This window comes from Glutamicibacter sp. MCAF14 (genome assembly GCF_052114325.1).
Taxonomy (GTDB): domain Bacteria; phylum Actinomycetota; class Actinomycetes; order Actinomycetales; family Micrococcaceae; genus Glutamicibacter; species Glutamicibacter arilaitensis.
The window spans coordinates 476,033-495,349 of record NZ_JBFREO010000004.1 but is presented as its reverse complement, the minus strand read 5'-3'; the positions used below and the strand labels follow the sequence as shown (position 1 = coordinate 495,349).

18 protein-coding genes and 5 pseudogenes are annotated in these 19,317 nt (G+C 60.2%); 11 read left to right on the top strand and 12 right to left on the bottom strand.

Translation table 11 applies throughout. The annotated features are described in order from the left end of the window. Window positions 1-15: 15 nt before the first annotated feature. From AB4Y71_RS09775 to AB4Y71_RS09745, 7 genes and pseudogenes are all read left to right on the top strand, one after another. On the top strand, window positions 16-552 hold the full coding sequence (locus tag AB4Y71_RS09775; protein WP_441720037.1) for an alternate-type signal peptide domain-containing protein: 537 nt from the start codon (window positions 16-18) through the stop codon (window positions 550-552). Window positions 553-579: 27 nt separating this feature from the next. Beyond that, on the top strand, window positions 580-1,170 hold the full coding sequence (locus AB4Y71_RS09770; RefSeq protein ID WP_441720034.1) for a SipW-dependent-type signal peptide-containing protein: 591 nt from the start codon (window positions 580-582) through the stop codon (window positions 1,168-1,170). Window positions 1,171-1,229: 59 nt separating this feature from the next. Further along, window positions 1,230-1,721: a hypothetical protein gene (locus tag AB4Y71_RS09765; protein ID WP_441720031.1), complete on the top strand. Its 492-nt coding sequence runs from the start codon at window positions 1,230-1,232 to the stop codon at window positions 1,719-1,721. After that, window positions 1,718-2,251 (top strand): signal peptidase I, encoded by a 534-nt coding sequence (locus AB4Y71_RS09760; protein ID WP_441720028.1) that lies wholly within the window; start codon window positions 1,718-1,720, stop codon window positions 2,249-2,251. The genes AB4Y71_RS09765 and AB4Y71_RS09760 overlap by 4 nt, the downstream gene beginning before the upstream one ends. Before the next feature lie 71 nt (window positions 2,252-2,322). Beyond that, on the top strand, window positions 2,323-2,967 hold the full coding sequence (locus tag AB4Y71_RS09755; protein ID WP_441720025.1) for a hypothetical protein: 645 nt from the start codon (window positions 2,323-2,325) through the stop codon (window positions 2,965-2,967). A gap of 389 nt (window positions 2,968-3,356) precedes the next feature. Next, window positions 3,357-3,569 carry a hypothetical protein gene (locus AB4Y71_RS09750; protein WP_441720023.1) on the top strand — a complete coding sequence of 71 codons (213 nt, stop codon included), beginning with the start codon at window positions 3,357-3,359 and terminating at the stop codon, window positions 3,567-3,569. Window positions 3,570-3,653: 84 nt separating this feature from the next. After that, window positions 3,654-4,712: pseudogene (locus AB4Y71_RS09745) on the top strand (ISL3 family transposase); the annotation flags it as partial. Between the two features lie 29 nt (window positions 4,713-4,741). Here AB4Y71_RS09745 and AB4Y71_RS09740 read toward each other — a convergent pair. The 7 genes and pseudogenes from AB4Y71_RS09740 to AB4Y71_RS09710 form a co-directional block, all read right to left on the bottom strand. After that, window positions 4,742-5,944: pseudogene (locus tag AB4Y71_RS09740) on the bottom strand (IS3 family transposase). Between the two features lie 647 nt (window positions 5,945-6,591). Beyond that, window positions 6,592-7,332 (bottom strand): hypothetical protein, encoded by a 741-nt coding sequence (locus tag AB4Y71_RS09735; protein ID WP_441720021.1) that lies wholly within the window; start codon window positions 7,330-7,332, stop codon window positions 6,592-6,594. Between the two features lie 457 nt (window positions 7,333-7,789). Further along, entirely contained in the window at window positions 7,790-8,005 is a 216-nt protein-coding gene (locus tag AB4Y71_RS09730; protein WP_441720018.1) for a DUF4913 domain-containing protein, read from the bottom strand. Between the two features lie 73 nt (window positions 8,006-8,078). Further along, window positions 8,079-8,276, bottom strand: a complete 198-nt coding sequence (locus AB4Y71_RS09725) for a hypothetical protein (protein ID WP_441720015.1) — start codon at window positions 8,274-8,276, stop codon at window positions 8,079-8,081. A gap of 727 nt (window positions 8,277-9,003) precedes the next feature. Beyond that, on the bottom strand, window positions 9,004-9,564 hold the full coding sequence (locus AB4Y71_RS09720) for a hypothetical protein (protein ID WP_441720012.1): 561 nt from the start codon (window positions 9,562-9,564) through the stop codon (window positions 9,004-9,006). Window positions 9,565-9,640: 76 nt separating this feature from the next. Beyond that, complete coding sequence (locus tag AB4Y71_RS09715; protein ID WP_441720009.1) at window positions 9,641-10,327, bottom strand: N-acetylmannosamine-6-phosphate 2-epimerase; 687 nt, start codon at window positions 10,325-10,327, stop codon at window positions 9,641-9,643. 11 nt (window positions 10,328-10,338) lie between these two features. Next, window positions 10,339-11,198 (bottom strand): annotated as a pseudogene (locus tag AB4Y71_RS09710) (ROK family protein). Window positions 11,199-11,230: 32 nt separating this feature from the next. Between AB4Y71_RS09710 and AB4Y71_RS09705 the strand changes: the two are divergent. From AB4Y71_RS09705 to AB4Y71_RS09690, 4 genes and pseudogenes are all read left to right on the top strand, one after another. Next, a pseudogene (locus tag AB4Y71_RS09705) lies at window positions 11,231-11,641 on the top strand (FadR/GntR family transcriptional regulator). Window positions 11,642-11,670: 29 nt separating this feature from the next. After that, the gene (pepN, locus tag AB4Y71_RS09700) at window positions 11,671-14,316 is read left to right on the top strand and encodes an aminopeptidase N (protein WP_441720006.1); all 2,646 of its coding nucleotides are present in this window, start codon (window positions 11,671-11,673) and stop codon (window positions 14,314-14,316) included. A 200-nt stretch (window positions 14,317-14,516) separates the two neighbouring features. Continuing rightward, window positions 14,517-14,789: pseudogene (locus tag AB4Y71_RS09695) on the top strand (MBL fold metallo-hydrolase); the annotation flags it as partial. Window positions 14,790-14,886: 97 nt separating this feature from the next. Then, entirely contained in the window at window positions 14,887-15,225 is a 339-nt protein-coding gene (locus tag AB4Y71_RS09690; protein ID WP_441720003.1) for an MBL fold metallo-hydrolase, read from the top strand. A 12-nt stretch (window positions 15,226-15,237) separates the two neighbouring features. Here the strand turns inward: AB4Y71_RS09690 and AB4Y71_RS09685 are convergent, their stop codons facing one another. The 5 genes from AB4Y71_RS09685 to AB4Y71_RS09665 all read right to left on the bottom strand — a co-directional run bounded on the left by AB4Y71_RS09685 (window position 15,238) and on the right by AB4Y71_RS09665 (window position 19,285). Further along, window positions 15,238-16,293 (bottom strand): lipoyl protein ligase domain-containing protein, encoded by a 1,056-nt coding sequence (locus AB4Y71_RS09685; RefSeq protein ID WP_417363595.1) that lies wholly within the window; start codon window positions 16,291-16,293, stop codon window positions 15,238-15,240. Between the two features lie 137 nt (window positions 16,294-16,430). Beyond that, window positions 16,431-16,688 (bottom strand): type B 50S ribosomal protein L31, encoded by a 258-nt coding sequence (locus AB4Y71_RS09680; protein WP_013348950.1) that lies wholly within the window; start codon window positions 16,686-16,688, stop codon window positions 16,431-16,433. A gap of 146 nt (window positions 16,689-16,834) precedes the next feature. Beyond that, window positions 16,835-17,668, bottom strand: a complete 834-nt coding sequence (locus tag AB4Y71_RS09675; RefSeq protein ID WP_441720000.1) for a TrmH family RNA methyltransferase — start codon at window positions 17,666-17,668, stop codon at window positions 16,835-16,837. A gap of 4 nt (window positions 17,669-17,672) precedes the next feature. Next, window positions 17,673-18,470, bottom strand: coding sequence for a sulfite exporter TauE/SafE family protein (locus tag AB4Y71_RS09670; protein WP_102597669.1), 798 nt, complete (start codon window positions 18,468-18,470; stop codon window positions 17,673-17,675). A 29-nt stretch (window positions 18,471-18,499) separates the two neighbouring features. Continuing rightward, window positions 18,500-19,285, bottom strand: coding sequence for an ABC transporter ATP-binding protein (locus AB4Y71_RS09665; protein WP_134780190.1), 786 nt, complete (start codon window positions 19,283-19,285; stop codon window positions 18,500-18,502). Between the last annotated feature and the right edge of the window lie 32 nt (window positions 19,286-19,317).

The window sequence follows — 19,317 nt, the reverse complement described above, 5'->3', positions numbered from 1 at the left end:
GGAGCAGGGGGAAGCATGAGGAAAGTGACCAAAGCCACGATCGCGGGAGCGCTCGGTGTCGTGTTGCTTACAGGCGGGACCACGTTCGCTTTGTGGAGCGATTCGGCAAACGTGAACGGGGGCACGGTGAACTCCGGCACCCTGGCACTCACGCCATCGGGCACACCCGAGTGGAACGACATCTCGACCACGACACCGGAGCCGATCACGATCGCGGACTTCCTCATCGTGCCCGGAGACACGATCGAGTACACGGCCGCCTTCACTGTCGACGCATCGGGAGACAACCTTTCAGCCACCCTCGATGTGTCTGATCCGGTCGCGGCTACCGGTGATGCGGCATTGCTCGCAGCTACTACGGTCACCCAGACGTTCACAGATGTCGGCGGTGAGCCGGTTACCGATGGGGTCATCACGAGCGCCAACGATGGCGAGGTGATCAACGTGACCGTGACGATCGTGTTCGATGAGAGCACACCGGGCACGACCGCGCAGGCCGAGAGTATCAACCTAAGCGATATGACAATCACCTTACAGCAGGACGCCCGGTAACGCCCGCGCCCGGATAAGGAAGCCCGTTTGAAACGTCTCGCCGTCACCATCGCAGCGGTCGCGCTGGTCCTCCTCGTGGGGACCGGTACGACTGCGGCGCTGTGGAACGATTCCGAGGCCGTCGAAGGCACCACCGTTAACTCGGGCACCCTGGAACTCACGATGAACGGGCAATCACAGGTGACGATCGGACCGTTAAGCGGTCTCTACCCTGGTGGCGTCATCGCCACGAAGATCGCGCTCGCCGGCCAGGCATCCGGCAATCTCGGGCTCGACTACACGCTCGCAGCCATCCTCTCTGACACCTCGTCGGCCTCGTCGACGCTGTACGGCATCATTGACGCTCAGGTCTTCACCCAGAGCGATGCGGGAGCCTCCTGCGCATCCACCGGACTACCCGACGGGATGCAGGTGTACGGCAGCGGTGGGGGCTTCACAGAACTGAGCGCACTGGTCGTAACCGAGTCACTCGTTGCTCCGGCTGCGGATTCCGCGACGACCCACTTGTGCATACGGTTCACGATCCCAGCTGGAACTCCGCCCGACGTCGGCGGCATCGAGCTCAGCGGGGCGGAGACGACCTTCACCATCACCGCGACGGGTGAGGGCACCCGATGAGCGCGCGGGAGCAATCGCGTAGACGGCGGCGATGGCAGCTGCCGCTCGCGGCACTCCTCATGATCGGTGCGGGCGCACTAGCGCTCCCCGCTTCGGCGCAATGGTCGGCGAACGCACAAGCCTCGGTCTCCGCCACGGCGGGCTACCCGGCAATCACCGTGAATAACGGGCAATGGCTGAGTTGCCGAGGACCAGTGTTTCACAACGGATACGCGGACAGCATCGGCGCGGACTTTCAGAGCGTGTACTATCTGTACCGCGATCAGATCGCGCCGGTGTTCAGCAACTTCAGGGTCTACCGGATCGTCGGCGGCGTGACACGGGACCAGCTGTGGGCACCCAGTTCCGCGCCGTTGGACAATTCGGATAATTACAACTACCTGTTCCACGGCCGCGGCACCGAGTTCTACAACCTGCCGCCCGACAACTCACCGATGCAAGTGTATGTGCGACCGGTCTACGCCAGCGGTTGGCTGGGCCCCAAGAGCAACACAATCACGATCTATCCTCAGCCGGACCTCAGCCAGAGCTACTGCAGGACACCATCATGACGCAGCACACACAACCTCGCCTGTGGCGCGGACTGTTGCGTTTCATCGGGTGGGTCGTGTTCGCGCTGGTCATGGCCGTCGTCGCACTCGTGCTCGTTATCCCGCGGCTGATCGGGGCCGTTCCTCTCGCCGTGCTTACCTCGTCGATGGAGCCGGTCTTGGCCCCGGGCACCCTGGTGGTCTCGCAGTCCGTCGACCCGGAGACTCTGGCGATCGGAGACGTCGTGACGTTCCAGCCGGTCTCCGACGACCCGATGCTCGTGACACACCGCATCGTCGAAGTCGGATACCAGGCCGACGGTGACCTTACGTTCACGACGCGCGGCGACAACAACGGCGCAGACGACCAGCCGATTGTGGGAGACCAGGTGATGGGCAAGGTGGTCTACTCCGTGCCCTACGTGGGATACGTCACCACCTTATTCGGCGTTACGGAGCGGGGCTGGATCGTCGGAGCACTCGGGGGACTCCTCATCGGCTATGCCGTCTTCACCCTCCTCCGCGCACTGATGAGAAGGCAACCCAGATGAGGCTCTCGTGTAGCGCAGCTATCGCACTCTGGGCAACCGCGCTCCTGCTCTCGATGGCGTCGACGATATTCGTGGACGACGCGTACGCCGCCGATTCCCCCGTTGCATCGCAATTGCGCCTGAGTTACGACGGAGTCACCTGGCACGACGACCTGCCAGCACTATTCGAGCCGGCGACGTTGGTTCCGGGCGACGTGCTCATGACGACGTTGTTCGTGCGCAACGACTCTGAGGACGCGGCGACGCTGACGATTATCGCCGAAGATGTCGCCCTGGCGTCGAGCTCGCCGGATCCGTTTTACGACGAGCTCGCCCTCGTTGTGCGCGAGCAAGGTTCCGCCAGCGTCGAGGTGTCGTTCTCTGAGCTGTCGGACGCCCAGCTTTACGGCTCCCGCGTCGATCCCACGCAGGTCGTCGCCCTCGATATCGCCTTGGTCTTTCCGCACGATGCCACGTCGGGTGCGGATCTGCGCGTGGATCGCGCATCGTTCGCTCTGCGCGTGACACTGGCACACGACGAAGCGATCATTCCGAGCGAACCGGAAGACCCACCCGGTGATCCCGATGAGCCGCTCGCTGGCACCGGCGGAACCGCGGCCGGACTCTGGTGGGCGCTGGCGGCGATCACCGCGGGGATGACGGCGCTGTTGTTCGACCGTCCACGAGCGACGATTGGTCGCGGTACATCGCACGGCAGGCTCGGGAAACGTTCGTAACGACCGTCTCGAACCTGCCTATTGAGCACTCAGAGCACGGAGCGCGCTCGACTGATTCGGCTATCGATCGTCGCAGACGTCGTCGTATTCGGCCGGCACGGCATCGAACAGCGCTGTGTGGCGCTGTTGTCGGTTTCCGGTTCCGCTACCGGTAGGACGACGTCGGAGACATCGGCGGAACCCGACACCGCCATGCGATCGAAAAGCCGCCCTTCTCCAGGTCCGCTCACAGGTCGGGATGCTCCTCCCGATACTACGTACCCAGGTGCCCAGGGTGCCTTGCGGAACGCCAGTATCGACAGCAGACCTGGCCGCCTCGATGCCCCCGGCATCGTTTCTGCGGGAACGTCATACTGCGCGATAGCGTCGAAGGATGAAACGAGGGTTTCGTGTCTAAGAAAGCTCGCCCCGTTATTTCGCGTGCCGCTCGGGTGGTCTCGGCCATCGCGATGGCGCTGGTGGCTGTGCATCTCTTTCTCAGCGTGATTTATAACTTTCCCGACGAGAAGGTCCAGAACAGCGCGGTGGGCGATGTGGCAAGCCAGTACATCCGCCCATACTTCGTGCAGGGTTACCGCATTTTTGCGGCTCTTCGCAGTTGAGAGTGTAGTCGCGTTGGTTTCTGGATAGGGGTCGAGGTCTTCCATGATGGAAGTTCCTAGGCTGTCCATCTGAAAGACCTCGACGTGCTCCACGCTACCTTCGCGACCCCTGATCTGACCACGTTCTGCCGCCTCGACGAGCTCGGTCTCGTAGCCGTCGGGCAACGTCTCGCGCCGGATCGGGCGGTGATCGAGTGCCGGGTCGCTGAGCCGGATCCTTGGTGTCGCAAGTGCGGCACCGAAGGGGTGATGCGTGACACGGTGGCCCGCAGGTTGGCGCACGAACCGTTCGGGCATCGCCCCACGACGCTGTTGGTGCGGGTGCGCCGCTACCGGTGCGCGCACTGCGGGCGGACATGGCGGCAAGACACCGATCAGGCGGCACCAGCGAGAGCGAAAATCTCCCGCGGCGGGCTCGACTGGGCGTTGGGCGCCATCGTCATTGATCACCTCACCGTCTCTCGCGCCGCGGCAGCTCTGGGGGCGTCCTAGCATACGGCGAACAGTGCGATCCTCGCGGAGGGTAAGCGGCGGCTGATCGATGACTCACACCGGTTTGATGGGGTCACCACGATCGGTGTTGACGAGCATGTCTGGCGACATACGCGCCGCGGTGACAAGTACGTCACGGTGATCATCGACCTGACCCCGACACGTGACAAGACCGGCCCAGCACGCCTGCTGGACATGGTCGAGGGGCGTTCGAAGGCCGTATTCAAGCAGTGGCTGAAGGCGCGGCCGAAGGACTGGTCCGACCGGATCGAAGTCGTCGCGATGGACGGATTCACCGGGTTCAAGACCGCCGCTGCGGAGGAGCTCCCCGACGCGGTCCCGGTGATGGATCCCTTCCACGTCGTCCGTCTCGCTGGCGACGCCCTGGACCGGTGCCGGCAACGCATTCAGCAAGCCACCCTCGGTCACCGCGGTCGCGCGGGCGACCCGCTCTACCGCGCCCGCCGGACCCTGCATACCGGGGCGAACCTGCTCACCACGAAGCAGCGCGCACGGTTAGAAGCCATCTTCGCGACCCCGGAGCATGTCGAGGTCAAAACGACCTGGGATATCTACCAGCGCATGGTCGCCGCCTACCGTGAACCCGACAAGCAGACAGGCAAAGTCATGATGCGCGCCGTGATCGGGGACTGCCGCACGAACAGGTGACAGTTGGGGTGTCAGGCCGCGAGTGCGACCGGGTTCATGATGGTCTCGTATTCGATGGGGGTCAATCGGCCCAGGCCAGCTTGCCGGCGGCGTCGGTGGTAGGTCCTTTCGATCCAGGTGATGATTGCGATTCGGAGCTCTTCTCGGGTTCGCCACCGTTTGCGGTCCAGGACGTTCTTTTGCAGCAGGGCAAAGAACGATTCCATCGCGGCATTATCACAGGGACACCCCGGTGCGCCCCATCGATTGCCGCACGCCGTGGGCAGCGCACCATGCCTGGGACGCGTCCGAGGTGTACTGCGTTCCCCGGTCCGAGTGGAACACGCTGCCAGACTGGATAAAGCCCCGCGACGCGGCAAGCTCCATGGCATCGATGACCAGCTGAGTTTGCATGTTCTCGCCCATTGACCAGCCCACGATCTGACGCGAAAACAAATCGATGACCGTCGCCAAATACTACCAGCCTTCGCCGGTGCGCATGTAGGTGATATCACAAACCAGCTTCGCCCCAGGCCGGCAAGAGCGGAAGTCCCGCCGGCCGAGCTTATCGACCATATGGTTCTTGATATGCGCTGTTCGCGCTTGGTGGTCACGCACCGTCGTGGTTTTGAACGCACTCATCCGTTTGGCCTGGATTCCCAGGTCTTTCATAATCGAGAGGACCGTAGACTTCGCGATCTGTTCCTCATGGTTGTTGCGGAGCAGGTCCACCAGTTGGCCTGCCCCAGCAACCTGGTTGGATGCTTCGAATTCGGTGTGGACCAGTTCGGTGCGGCGCCTGCGCAGTGCTTGGACTTGGCTAAGCTCCTCGCAGGGGTTTAGCCACCGGTAATAGGATGCCCTGGAAACCTGCAGTTTCTGGCACATCCACTTCACCGGGTACTGGCCGGTATGGGCTTTGATGAAGGTGAAGACTGCGCTTATTTCTTGCTGTTCGAGGCGAAATAGGCGCTGACATCTTTTAAAAAGTCGTTCTCCCGTTTCACCTCCAGCAGTTCCTTGCGTAGCTTTTCGTACTGGGCCCATTCCACCGGTCCGCGTTCCTCGGTTTCCACTTCGGGGTGCTCGGTGCGGTAAGCGCGGACCCAGTTGCCCAGGGTTCCTTCGTTGATGCCTAGAGAGGCTGCGACCTCGACCAGGCTCTTCTGGGAGGAGATCACTAGTTCGACTGCTTCGGCTCGGAACTCCGGGGTGAACTTCTGACGTTTGGACATGCACTCATTCTCCTACGAACGCGTGTCTCACAACATCATGACAGCTCACTACTCGTCTAGGTCCTATGGAGAAGAAGTAAATGGCTCATAGGAGTATTACGAAAATGCTGCGGCTGAACTAGATCGTCAATAATCTCAAAAGTAAAAGCTGGCCAGAGAGTTTCACTGACCAGCTTTTCGCGCATATTTCCCCTCCGCATGGGGAGCTTCACTTTTATAATAGGAAAGCTATTCAGGAAGCACGTGATTTCGCCTGGATAATATTGTCTTGACGAGTACGACAATCGACAGTGGTAATGCAATTGCGCCGGCAACAAGAGACAAGTACATGCTGATCTCTAACGGTCCTGACTCCGGGAATGCGTCAGAGAGCAAGAGCCTCCAAAATACGCTGGGAACGATGCCCACGAAAATTGATACCAAGCTGATCAAGACAATACTAAGACGTGTAGAAAGCACGAATCCCAGCCAAGTCATCAATCCCGCACAACCCAACCAAGGGATCAAGGGGAAAAAGAGAACAACCCATAAGTCAGCTTCAGGGTATGTCCACCAAGGTGCCCCAGCCAGCAGCGGATCTACCACTAGGAGCACAAGCCCCATGACCGTCCCACAAACAAGCGGTACAAATCGCCAATTACTCGTTTTTACCAGTTGCACGCTCGTGACACCGCCTTCGGGTCTTTTTTCTTTACTGCGGCCTTAACCGCTGCAGGAATTTCAGAACGAACCCAGTTGGGCTTACTCTTGCGCCACCCTTCCAGATCGATAGTTAAAGTTGCTGGAAGACCATACACGTGGCATCGCCACTGCTGGTGCATAGTGGCTTTATTCATGCTGCGCGGGTAATGCTCTTGAAGGTCCTCAAGACCTTTCTTATAGATTTTTTCCCAATTGGAGACTCTGGCCCACCAATATCGCGCCTGCAAGGAAACTTTAAATGAAATCTCGTACCCACCTTTGGACGACCACCGTTCTTTCAGGACTTTACTGATGACCCCGCGTTTGAAGAGGGGATCTGCGATAACGGGGTATGTGTTGGCGCGGGTATGTTCTACTTTTTGAACTAGGAGGTTGTCCCTAATTTCATACGAAGTTTCTACTTGACGTCCCTGACTATCTACAGCCCAAGGTGCTGCGACAGTTCCATAGATTTCCTCGTTGGCATCTTGGATGAGGACATGGCCTTCAACGATTTCTGCCGATCCCCCATCAGGAATTAGATCGTAGGTAAACTCTGAGGCCTGTGAAGGATCCGCAATCACTACAGATAACCGTACCGAGGCATCTTCCAATGGTTGCGTGATCAGCCTGGTACCATCTTCGACTTCATAGTGAATTGAGCCATTTTGAGATGCTTTGCCGTCCGAGAGGTCTTTGTCAGGCAATGGCGTCAGGAGAGCTGAACCGCTGGAATCGCTGATCTCGATATTCGCTGCTTGCCCTGAATCGACAGAAATCTCGGTGCGATCAATTTCCGCAGAATATTGACCATTTTACAGGACAGATGGAGCGATTGAGGCATCTTCCGGAGCATGAGCCTCGATCAGTTGCTCGAATGAGCTTTCAGTTTGTTCTTCGCTTGCTTGTGCGGGCGACACCAATGCCGCAACGCACACGAGACTGAGTGCAGTTCCCGAAGAAATATATCGCCAGACCTTCATAAAAACCTTACGTTGCAATGAATGGAAAAAGTCAACTAAATTTTACTTTGGAATCGACCTGAATAGATTTAATCAAACGCTAACATATAAAAACTTTGAATTAGGGCATCACTCTCCAGCATCAGCAATAATATCGCTTCATCTAACGTTTGATAATATTTGAATAAGGATCCCTATCGAGCTACGTTCCGAATATGCTCGGATCGACTAAGAATTCGATACGCACCCTCCGAAAGTATCCGAGCGGTGCTTCACTCACCGGAAAGACGTCCGACAACTCGGGGTGCATTTCCTTTTCAAAATCGTGGAACGGGCCATCCTGCGCAGTCATTCGATCGAACAACGGGTAGAAGTGATCACGATAGAACACAAGGATGTGCTGGGGGATTTCCAGCACAGCTGCTCCCAACTCCCAGAATGCCGCTCACGGGTGAATGTGCTTCCGGTACTTAAACCAGTTCGGTGCCCACTCATGGACGCCAAGACGGACGTTGCTTGCGCGAATACCGTGGCAGCACGTACCAGCGCAGCCATTGTTCGGCATACAGGTACGAGAACGGGCGCTCCTCTGCTTCTTCCTCCGGCCCGGTTGCCGGATTCAGTTCTGGCTCCTGCTCCACGCCGTCCAGTTCCAATGTGGTCTCGTTATCAGGGAGAAGCCGACTCATCGGGACAGCTCCTGTGACTGGGTGCGCCGCGCGGAGGAACCGATCATGATCCCGAACCCTGCCTGAATGTCGTTCCACGCTAACGGGGAATCGAATTATGGAAGAGTCATATCAAATCGTCTTGTCATCGGTTCAAGGTTCCCCTAGAGATACCTTGTTACCTCGATCCTCAGCGTTCGATTCCTGTCAAAACTTCGAAGGACCACGCTGATGGGTATTCATTTCTTTAAAGCACAGCAGTACCGGTACGAAGTTCGAGATTTGCCCACCAAGCTCGCGTTCCATCCTGGTTAGCTTTGTGGTTGCCTGTACTGCGAATCTCGTGATTTCATCACTGAAAGTGCTATTGAGACGGGCTACTGGACGCGGTGAGGACTGGCTTGTAATTGCCGCCATCCAACGACCGCTCTGCCGCGATGCCGCACAACGAAATGGCTGATTGCCCTACCAGTTATTCACTGAACAGCGAGTGTCAATAATGAGCGTTGTTCTTAGTCATAACGCCTCTTGGAATAATTACGAGCAACTGCATTACTCATAATCGTTCTCGTGCCGTTCGGCGGATAGCCAAGTGGTGCTCGCTCCACCGATCGATAGCGGCCCTCGGCATTGATGCACTGGCCAGAAGTGAAATGACCGGCCAGCATCTCCTTCCCGGAAGAAGAAAGAAGGCCCCGGTGAATGAAAAATAATTTCATCCACCGGGGGCTGTCGAACTCTTTGCTGGCTACAGTCCGTCTACCTCGACCAGGCCGCGGCGCGTAGGCACCGGGGCCACGTGCGTGCCGTTGGCCGCCACGCGCTGAACCGACAGCAACCGCGGCGGCGCCCCGTCGGCGGTTTGCAGGATCCACGGACCGACCATCAGGTAGCCGCGATCATTTTCGGCTTCGGTGACCACGCCAGTAATCACGAAATCACCGTAGGGTTCCTGGCTGAAGGATGCGGCAACCAAATCGCCGTGGGACAGCTCGGAAACTTCGATGTCTTCCGGGGCGAACTCGCCTTCGAAGACTGCGGGGAAGGCGCGCACGTCCTTATCAGGCTGGCGGGCCATGGTTTCGCCGCCGTCGGCGTCTTTGGCTTTCTTCTTGGCAGCGGCCGCGTTCAGCCCGCCAACCATGACGTCGTCGAGCACCGTGGCGTGCGCGGCGCCGGTGATCAGGAAGTTGCCGAAGCGGGCGGTCTTGTAGAGCACCGAGATCACGTCTCCGGCTTCCACCTCGCCGAAGGCCGCTTTCATGCCGGCTACATCGCGCTTGGAAGGGCCCTTGATAAAGACGTCCACGGGGTGATTCTCCGATTCTGCAGGAATTAGGTTCTGCGCTTAAGCGTAGGCCAGTTACCAGCCACGAAGAAAACGCCTAGCCTCGCAGGGCGGCGTCGAACCATCCGGTAATGCTCGCCGGATGGGTGATCGCGGTGCCCACCACCACGGCGAACGAGACGGCATCCAGCGCGGCTTTGGCCTGCGCCGGGGTGTGGATCCGGCCCTCGGCAATCAATGGCCGCTCCAGGCCCGCTGCTGCGATCTGCTCCAGCAGCTCCAGGTCAGGTCCCTCGGTCTTGTCCCGTTCCCCGGTGTAGCCGGCCAGCGTGGTGCCGATCAGATCGGCCCCGGCCTGCGCGGCAGCCAGCGCGTCGTCCAGCGACCCGCAGTCGGCCATCACCAAGGCGGCAGACCGTTCGTGGACCGCGTTAATGGTTTGTTCCAGGCTCTTGCCGTCGGGCCGTTCGCGGCGGGTGCCGTCCAGGGCCACGATGTGCGCCCCGGCGTTGGCCACCGCCAGTGCATGGTGGATGGTCGGGGTGATGAACACCCCTTCATGCCCGTCCTTGAACAACCCGATCACCGGCACCTCGACCACTGAACGGGTGAATCGGATATCGGCAATGCCCTGCACGCGCACCGCCGCTGCTCCCCCGATGACCGCGGAGGCAGCTACCTGGGCCATGGTCTGAGGGTGGCGCATTGGTTCGCCCGGGTAGGCCTGCGCGGAAACGATCAATCGTCCGCGCAGTGCTTGAAGTGATGCTGGCGAAAGCAACATGTGGTGCTCCTTTAGTCTTGTGTCCACCATAGGCTGGCTGCCCCGAGCAGGGCCGCGTCGGTGCCCAAGCGGGCAGGTTCCAGCTCGGTAGCGCGCAGCAGGTCGATCGCGCTGGAGGCGAAGCCCTCAGGCAACGCTTCCCACCACATGTCCCCTGCCCCGGCCATCCCGCCGGCAATGATGATTTTCTGCGGTCCAGCACGTTGGCCAGTGATCCGGCCGCGGCTCCTGCGGCCAGGGCCCCGGTGCGCAAGGCCTTGCGGGCCTTGGGGTTCCCGGCTTCGGCCAGCGCAGCCACCGCCTGGGTGCCGTGCACCTGCCGGTCACCGCCCAAGCGCAGGTAGTGCCGGTGGATCGCCGGACCGGCGGCGATCGCCTCAACATGCCCGGTGCGCCCGCACGAGCATTCCAGCCCGCTGGCGTAGGAAGAATCGATATGCCCCATATGACCGGCCACATGGTGGGAGCCGGTGACCAGCTGCCCGTCGTGCAGATAGGCCCCGCCGATTCCGGTGCCGATAGCCAAGAGCATCACCTGCCTGGTTCCAACACCAGCACCGTAGCGGGCTTCGCCCAGCGCGTGGGCGTGCACGTCATTGACCGCGCGCACTTCCAGTCCGGTGATCGACCACAATTCGGCTTTCATGTCGGTGCCGGCCCAGCCGGCCAGGGTGCCGGTGGCCGAAACCACCTTGGCAGTTGCCGGATCGATGACCCCTGCCGCTCCGATGCCCACGCCGGCTGGTGTTGAGGCACACGCACTGCGCAGCTGCTGAATGACCCCGGCCATGGCCGCGATGATCGCGGCTGATCCATCATTAGCCGGGGTCGGCGCTTGGCTGCGCGCGGTGATGGTGCCATCTTCGCGCACTACGGCGCCGGCGATCTTGGTGCCGCCTAGATGTGCGCCAAGCGCTGGAAACCGGGCTAGTCGGCCTGGCCATCCGCGCGGTCACCGAGGAACACCTGGACGCGCTGGAGCAGTGCGTAATCGCCATGGAAGAACGCGCCGCACGCGAAGAAAGCTTTGTGGAGCAGGACAAGGACTTCCACCGCATCCTCTTCGAGCCGCTGGAGAACAAGCTGCTGACCAACCTGCTGGGGGTCTTCTAGGATGTCTACCGCACCATCTATGACGCGATTGGCACCGATCCGGAAATCACCCAGCCGGACAAAACCGCCCAGGATCACCGCGATATCCTCGATGCGGTGCGCAGCAAGGACGTGGACACCGCCCGCGAGCTGATCTCCGGGCACTTCCACGGCATCCGCACACTGCTGGCCCAGCGAGAAGTTTCCCAGATAAAACCCTAAAGCATTCGTTTCACAGCTAAGCTGGGATGGTGGACACATTAGAACGCTATGCACCCAACGAAAACCTCAGACGCGATGAAGCGGCTTGGCGCGCACAGAACATCGACTGGCATTTCGCCGAAATCCAGCTCGATGTCTCCAACGCCACCGATTCTTCCGCCTCCGGATACAGCTCAATCACCACGCTGAACTTCAGCTCCAAGCGGGCCGAGACCTTCATCGACTTCATCCACGAATCCGTGGACGAAGTGCTGGTCAACGGCACCGCGGTCGACCTGGACAGCGTCGTGCTCGACGCGCGAATCTACCTGGATAACCTGCGCACCGACGTGCCCAACACCGTGAAGATCACCGGTACGGCACTGTACTCGCGCTCCGGAGAGGGCCTGCACCGCTTCGTGGATCCGCAAGATGGGCAGACCTACCTCTACACCCAGTTCGAACCTTCCGAGGCGCGCCGCGTCTTCGCCTGCTTCGAACAGCCAGACTTGAAGACCAGCTACCGCTTCACCCTGACCGGACCGGCCGCTTGGCACCTGGCCAGCAACCAGCCGATCGTTGATGAGGTACTGCACGATAACGGCACCAAGACCGTGGCCTGCGCCCCGACTCCCCCCATTTCCAGCTACATCACCGCAGTGCTGGCTGGCCCGTACCATGTGGTGCGCGGCGAGCACATCCAGAAGCTGGAGGACGGCGAAGAGCTGAGCATCGAGATGGCCGCCACCTGCCGCGCCTCGCTGGCCAAGCATTTCGATGGGGAAGAGATCATCAAGCTCACCAGCAAGGGCCTGGACTACTACCACCGGCTCTTCGACTACCCCTACCCATGGGGCAAGTACGACTCGGCGTTCGTGCCCGAATACAACCTCGGCGCCATGGAGAACCCGGGCCTGGTCACCTTCACCGAACGCTACGTGTTCACCTCCCAGGCCACCGAGGCGCAGCACGAGCAGCGCGCCAACACCCTGATGCACGAAATGGCGCACATGTGGTTCGGCGACCTGGTCACCATGAAGTGGTGGGATGATTTGTGGCTGAAGGAATCCTTCGCGGACTACATTGGCACCCTGGCCAATGACGAGGCCACCGACTTCACCACCGCCTGGACCACCTTCGCCGCCCGCCGCAAGGCCTGGGCCTATGTGGCAGACCAGATGCCCACCACGCACCCGATTGTCGCTGACATCCCGGACCTGCTGGCCGCGGACCAGAACTTCGATGGCATCACCTACGCCAAGGGCGCCAGCGTGCTCAAGCAGCTGGCCGCCTTCGTTGGAGCCGACGCTTTCCGCGACGCCGCCCGCGCTTACTTCCGCAAGCATGCCTACTCCAATACCTCGCTGGATGATTTCCTCGAGGCTTTGGAAACGGCCAGCGGACGCGATATGGGTGCCTGGGCCGAGGCGTGGCTGAAGACCAGCGGCGTGCCCAAGCTGCACGTGCAGTACGACACCGATGAAGCCGGCACCATTACCGCCGCATCGCTGATCCAGTCCGGCACCGATCCGGTCACAGGTGAAAAGATCGCGCGCCCGCATGTGCTCTCTGTGGGCGCCTACCAGCTGGCCGATGGCAAGCTGAGCCGCACTGACTCCGCGCGTGTGGAATTGGCCGGCGAATCGGCAGCCCTGGACTTCCTTGTGGGTTCCAAGGTCCCGGACCTGGTGTTGCCCAATGATGGCGATGAAACCTATGCGTTGATTGAGTTCGACCAGGTTTCGCGGGCCACCTTGCTCGCTCATCTCTCGGGCCTGACCGACTCGCTGCCGCGCGCCACTTGCTGGGCTTCGCTGTGGGATGCGGTGCGTTCAGCCACCTTGGATGCCCAAAGCTATGTGCAGGCCATTTTGGACCACGCGCACATGGTCACCGACGCAGGCGTCTTCGGCGTGCTCACCGACCAGCTGATCACCTCGATTTCCAAGTATGCGGCCCCTGAGCTGCGCGCCGAACTGCGCACCCGCGCCGTTGGCGTGCTCACCGGCTGGCTGACCGAATTCGAGTCCGGCAGCGATCAGCAGACCACCACCGCGCGTACCCTGGCCCGCTTGGCCCGCGCCGGAGTGGCTGGCCAAGTGATCGATGCTTTCCTTGGCGAGCAGCCGAACCAGTACCAGGTCACCGTCGACGAGCAGCTGCTGTGGGCTTCCTACATTGCGCTGGCCGCGGCAGGCCGGCTGGATGAAGCTGCTGAGGCCCGCATGCACGAAGCGGCCAAGGCGAAGCCAACCAGTGTGGCTCTGAACGCGGTGCGCACCGCGCTGGCCGCACGCCCGGATGCACAGGTGAAGGAAACCGCCTTCGACACCGTGCTGATGGCCCGCGATGAGCAGGGCGAGCTGTCCAACGATGCGCTTTCGGCCACCGCACTGGGCTTCACCATGGGATCAGCTGCGCTGCTGGCACCATTCGAACAGCGTTACTGGGCCGCGGTGCTTCCGGTCTTCGAGACCATGGGCATGGAATTCGCCACCCGCGTGATCGAAGGATTGTTCCCAGGCCACCAGGATCTGGATGGGGCAGTTGAGCAGAACCAGGCACTGGCTGCCGCAACCAATTGGCTCGAACGCCATGAAGGCGCGCCAACGGCCCTGAAGCGCATCCTGCTGGAGGAACGTGCCGAGCTGGAACGCTCGCTGAAGGCCCAGGCCTACAGCCGCACCAGTCGCTAATGCTTCTGGGAAGATCAATCCAAGCCCGGTCCCGCTTCATCCAAGCGGAACCGGGCTTGGTGCATTTACGCGGCCCTTTCACGGAGCCTGGCCCGCTGGCATACTGAAGGCATCGCGGCGCCAGCGCGCTTTGCCTGCTAAATCCAGGAGTCCTCTTGCCACATCAGTTCCACATCACCGAGCACGCCTAAGGCACCTACATGGTCGAAGGTCCGGCCTCGAACTGGATCATCTTGGAAGACAATGGAGCCTACGCGCTGATTGACGGAGGCTACCCCGGGGCTGTGCCGCGGGTGCTCGACTCAATTAGGGGGCTTGGCCTTTCGGCCAAGGATGCCGCGGCCATGCTGATCACCCACGGGCATGTGGACCACACCGGAGCGGCGGCCTACTTCGCTTCGGAATTATGTGTTCCGGTGCTGAGCTCTCACGCCGAGCATACGCAGATGACCGGGGAAGAACGCTTCCAATTCTCCCCCGTGCAAATCCTGCTCCGCGCGTGGCAGCCTCGGGTATTCAAATGGATGCGCCATGTCCTCACTGTCGGAGTCACCAAGGGAACCAAGGTTCTTGAAGCAAATTTGGACCACCCAGCAACTTGCCGCACTGCCCGGTGCACCGGTGGCCGTGCCTACACCAGGTCATACTCCTGGCCACAGCGCATTCCACCTGCCGGATGCAAAGGTACTTATCTCCGGAGATGCACTGATCTCCGGCCACGTGCTCAGTACCACCACCGGGGCGCAGATGCTGCACCCTATGTTCCACCACGAGCGGCAGCAGGCCTATCAAGCCCTTGCGGCTTTCGATGGCCTCGACGCCGACTCGATCCTGCCCGGCCGTGGCAAGGCGCTGCACTGCCAACCGGCTGAAGCGGTGCGCGCCGCACTGGCACGCAACCCGCGTTGAGCACCTGCAGGCTTATGGAACGCGCGCAGTCCACTTCTCGGTAGCGAACTTGGTCTCGGCCAGCTCTTGGGCGTCCTTGCGGGAGGCTTCATCGAGCTGGGTGCGGGTTGCCCCGGTGCGCTTGGCGAAAGTGTCCATCATGATCTCGATGATTTCCATGCGCTCCAGTTCGGTCTGGGACTTCACCGGATCCACGCGCTTGACGGCCGAGGCGATGCCCTTGTCGGAAATCTTTTCGCGGCCGATGCGCAGCACGTCGGTCATTTTCTGTGCATCGATGTCGTAGCTCATGGTCACGTGATGCAGCATGGCACCGTTGGCCAGGCGCTTCTGTGCCGCGCCGCCGATCTTGCCTGCGGGCGTGGCAATATCATTCAACGGCTTGTAGTGGGCCTTCAGGCCGATGCGCTCCAGCGCTTCCATAACCCACGCGTCAAGGAACGGGTAGGAATCGGCAAAGCTCATGCCATCGACCAGAGATTCTGGGGCGTAGAGCGAATAGGTGATGCAGTTACCCGCTTCCATGAACATCGCTCCTCCGCCTGAAATGCGGCGGACTACCTGGATGCCATGCTTGTTCGCCTGTTCCATGTCCACTTCGTTTTTCAGCGACTGGAAGGATCCAATGACTACCGCGCCTTCGTTCCAATCCCAGAAGCGGATGGTCGGCTTGCGCGTACCCTTCGCGATCTGTCGGGTAAGCACCTCATCGAGGGCCACCTGCTCGGTAATCGGGATGATTTCCGGGGCCAGGATCTCCCATTCGTGGTCTTCCCACTTGGTCGCGTGGCCCATGGCGCGGCGCACCACGCGGGCCACGGCGTCAGCGTCGAAGCCGAACATCACCGCACCCTCGCGCAGGTTCTGATTCACTGCATCGCGAATGGTGCTGTGGCTGGCGTCTACCGGCAATCCGCGGAGCGCATCATTCAAGTCTTCAAGTGCGTCATCGGGTTCAAGGAAGAAGTCGCCGTTCAATGAAACGTCAGTGATCACGCCATCGGCGGTATCCAAATCCACAACAACTAATTTGCCACCGACTACCTTGTATTCGCCATGATGCATCATGCCTCCATTCTATCGCCGAGCGTGAGCTGGTCGAATCACCCAAGTCGGCTCTGTCTGGCACGAATGCTGGTTAAAGCAGCAACGGCGTGCTTCCCGAAGGAAGCACACCGTAATAAGCTTGCGTTGGGGCGAAGTTATTACTTCTTGCCGCCGAAGCCCTTGAAGCGGGCGTTGAAGCGCTCGACACGACCAGCGGTGTCCATGATGCGCTGCTTGCCGGTGTAGAACGGGTGCGAAGCAGCCGAGATTTCGACGTCGATTACTGGGTAGGTGTTGCCATCTTCCCATTCGATGGTCTTGTCCGACTTAGCGGTCGAACGGGTCAGGATCTTTTCGCCGGATGCCAGGTCGTTGAAGACAACTGGGCCGTACTGTGGATGGATATCAGCCTTCATAGCTATACACCTTTATTGTTAATGGCCACTGGATTTTGCCAGCAGCTACTTACTCGGAAATTGTGCCCGCATTCAAGGCTCGGTGAAGAAACCTCGATACACAGACAGTCCATCCTATCGCAAATTGCCTGAGCCCCGAAACCGTCTTAGCGTGGCGCCGAGCACAAGTGCCAGAAGGCAATCGCACTAGCGGCACCAACGTTCAACGAGTCAACCTCGCGGTGCATCGGAATGATCACCGTCTGGTCCACGGCTTCCAGAGCTTGGGCGGTCACGCCACGGCCTTCATTGCCCAAGATCATGGCGACTTTCTGGCCTGCGGTGATTTGGACTTCATTCAGCGGAATCGCGGCGTCGGTCAGTTCCATGGCCAGCATCTGATAGCCGTGCTGCTTCAAGGTCCGGATATCTTCTGGCCACGAAAGCATGCGCACCCAAGGCAGGTCGAAGACCGTGCCCATGGAAACGCGCGCACTGCGCCGGTACCAGGGATCCACGCATTTAGGGGTCAGCAGCACCGCGTCAACGCCCAGCCCGGAAGCAGAACGAATAATGGCGCCAAGGTTGGTGTGGTCGGCAATGTCTTCTAAGATGGCAACCCGCGAGCTGGCTTCAAGCACTTGGCTAAGATCCAGCGGCTCAGGACGATTCATCGACGCCATCGCACCGCGGTGCAGGTGGAAGCCCACCAAGTCCTGAAGCTGGCGATCATCGCCAATAAAAATTGGAGCGTCAGGGAATCGATTGAACTCTTCTGCCAGCTGATCCAAATGCTTTGCGGCCAGCAAGAAGCTGCGTGGCACGTGCCCGGCATTGATCGCGCGCTGCACTACTTTGGTGCTCTCGGCGATGTACAGGCCGTTTTCGACATCGGTGCGCATCCGCAGGTGCGCTTCGGACAGCCGCAGGTATTCATCAAGGCGGGCATCGGACAGGTCAGCGACCTGCATGATCCGTTCTGGATTCAGGATTTCAGGCACGAAGCTACACCAACTTGTAGAGCATGTTGCCCAGGGCGACCAAGCCCAGGATCACGATAACCAGGCGCAGCAGGCCCGGGGAAAGCTTGCGGCCAATCTTGGCGCCAACAAATCCACCAATCAGCGAGCCGACGGCAATCAGCAAGACGATGATCCAGTGAATGCGTTCCGGGGCGATGACCAGGTACATTGCGGCGGCCACCAGATTCACGATCAAGGAAAGGATCACCTTGATGGCGTTGGACTGCTGCAAGGAGGCATGCAGGAAGACGCCGAAGACGGCCATGAGCAGCACGCCCTGTGCCGCGGTGAAGTACCCGCCGTAAACACCGATGATGAACACCAAGATGTACAGGATCAGCGGAATCTTAGCGCGGTCCGCATCATCGGGGTCCGTACCGCCGGAAGCGGCCTGGCGGGTCTTGGCCCATTTGGACAGGCGAGGCTGGAAGATCACCAGCACCAGCGCGCAGACCAGCAGAACCGGTGCGACAACACCGAACACCGACTCAGGCAGGTTCAAAAGGAGCAGGGAGCCGATCAAGCCGCCGACCAGTGAAACTGGGACGAGCTTGAGCAGTGTCTTCTTGACGCTGGCGGCTTCTCGACGATACCCCCAGGCACCGGAGAAGCCGCCAGCAACCAAACCCATGGCATTGGAGACCACGGCATTAACCGGAGCCGTGCCCAACGCCACGAGTATGGGGAAGGTGACCAACGTGCCCGAACCGACAACGGTGTTGATAGTTCCAGCCCACAGTCCGCCTAGGAAGACCAGGGCTTCACGCCAAAATTCGATCACGTGGAGTTTTCCCCTTATAGATATTGCTGTTAGCTACGTGCGAATGCCGAGTAGCGTCCGCCTTCATGGCGCAGGCTCAGTGCCATGCCATAGGTAGCTTCCAGGTTCGCTTCGGTCAGCGTGGATTCGATTTCGCCGGCAGCCACAACCTGGCCATCGCGCATCATCATGATGTGCGTGAAGCCTGCTGGTACCTCTTCGAGGTGGTGGGTAACCAGAACCAAAGCCGGCGCATCCTCGTCGGCAGCCAGTTCAGTCAGCTTGCCAACCAGGCTTTCACGACCTGCAAGGTCAAGGCCCGCTGCTGGTTCATCGAGGATCAGCAGTTCAGGGTCGGTCATCAGTGCACGAGCGATCAGCACGCGCTTGCGCTCACCCTCGGAAAGCTTGCCGAAAGGCTGGTTCATGAAGGTAGACATGCCCCAGTTGTGCAGTAGGTGGAACGCACGGCGCTCATCGAGCTTCTCGTACTTTTCACGCCAGCGCCCGGTCATGCCGTAAGCGGCAGTGAGCACCACGTTCAGCGCGGTTTCATTGGCTGGAATGGAATTGGCCACCAGGGCGGAGCTCAGGCCGATCAGCGGACGCAGATCGAAGACCGAAACCTTGCCCAGGCGCTCGCCAAGGATGTCCGCGGTACCGCGGGTAGGGTGCAGCCGGGTGGCCGCAATATTCATCAAGGTAGACTTGCCGGCGCCATTCGGGCCGATCACAATCCACCGCTGTCCTTCTTTGACTTCCCAGGACACGTCCTTGAGCAGGTCTTTTCGCCCGCGTACAACGCTGACATCTTTGAAAGTTAGCACTTCGCTCATGGTATTCAAGATTAGACTTTTCACCCCTGTTT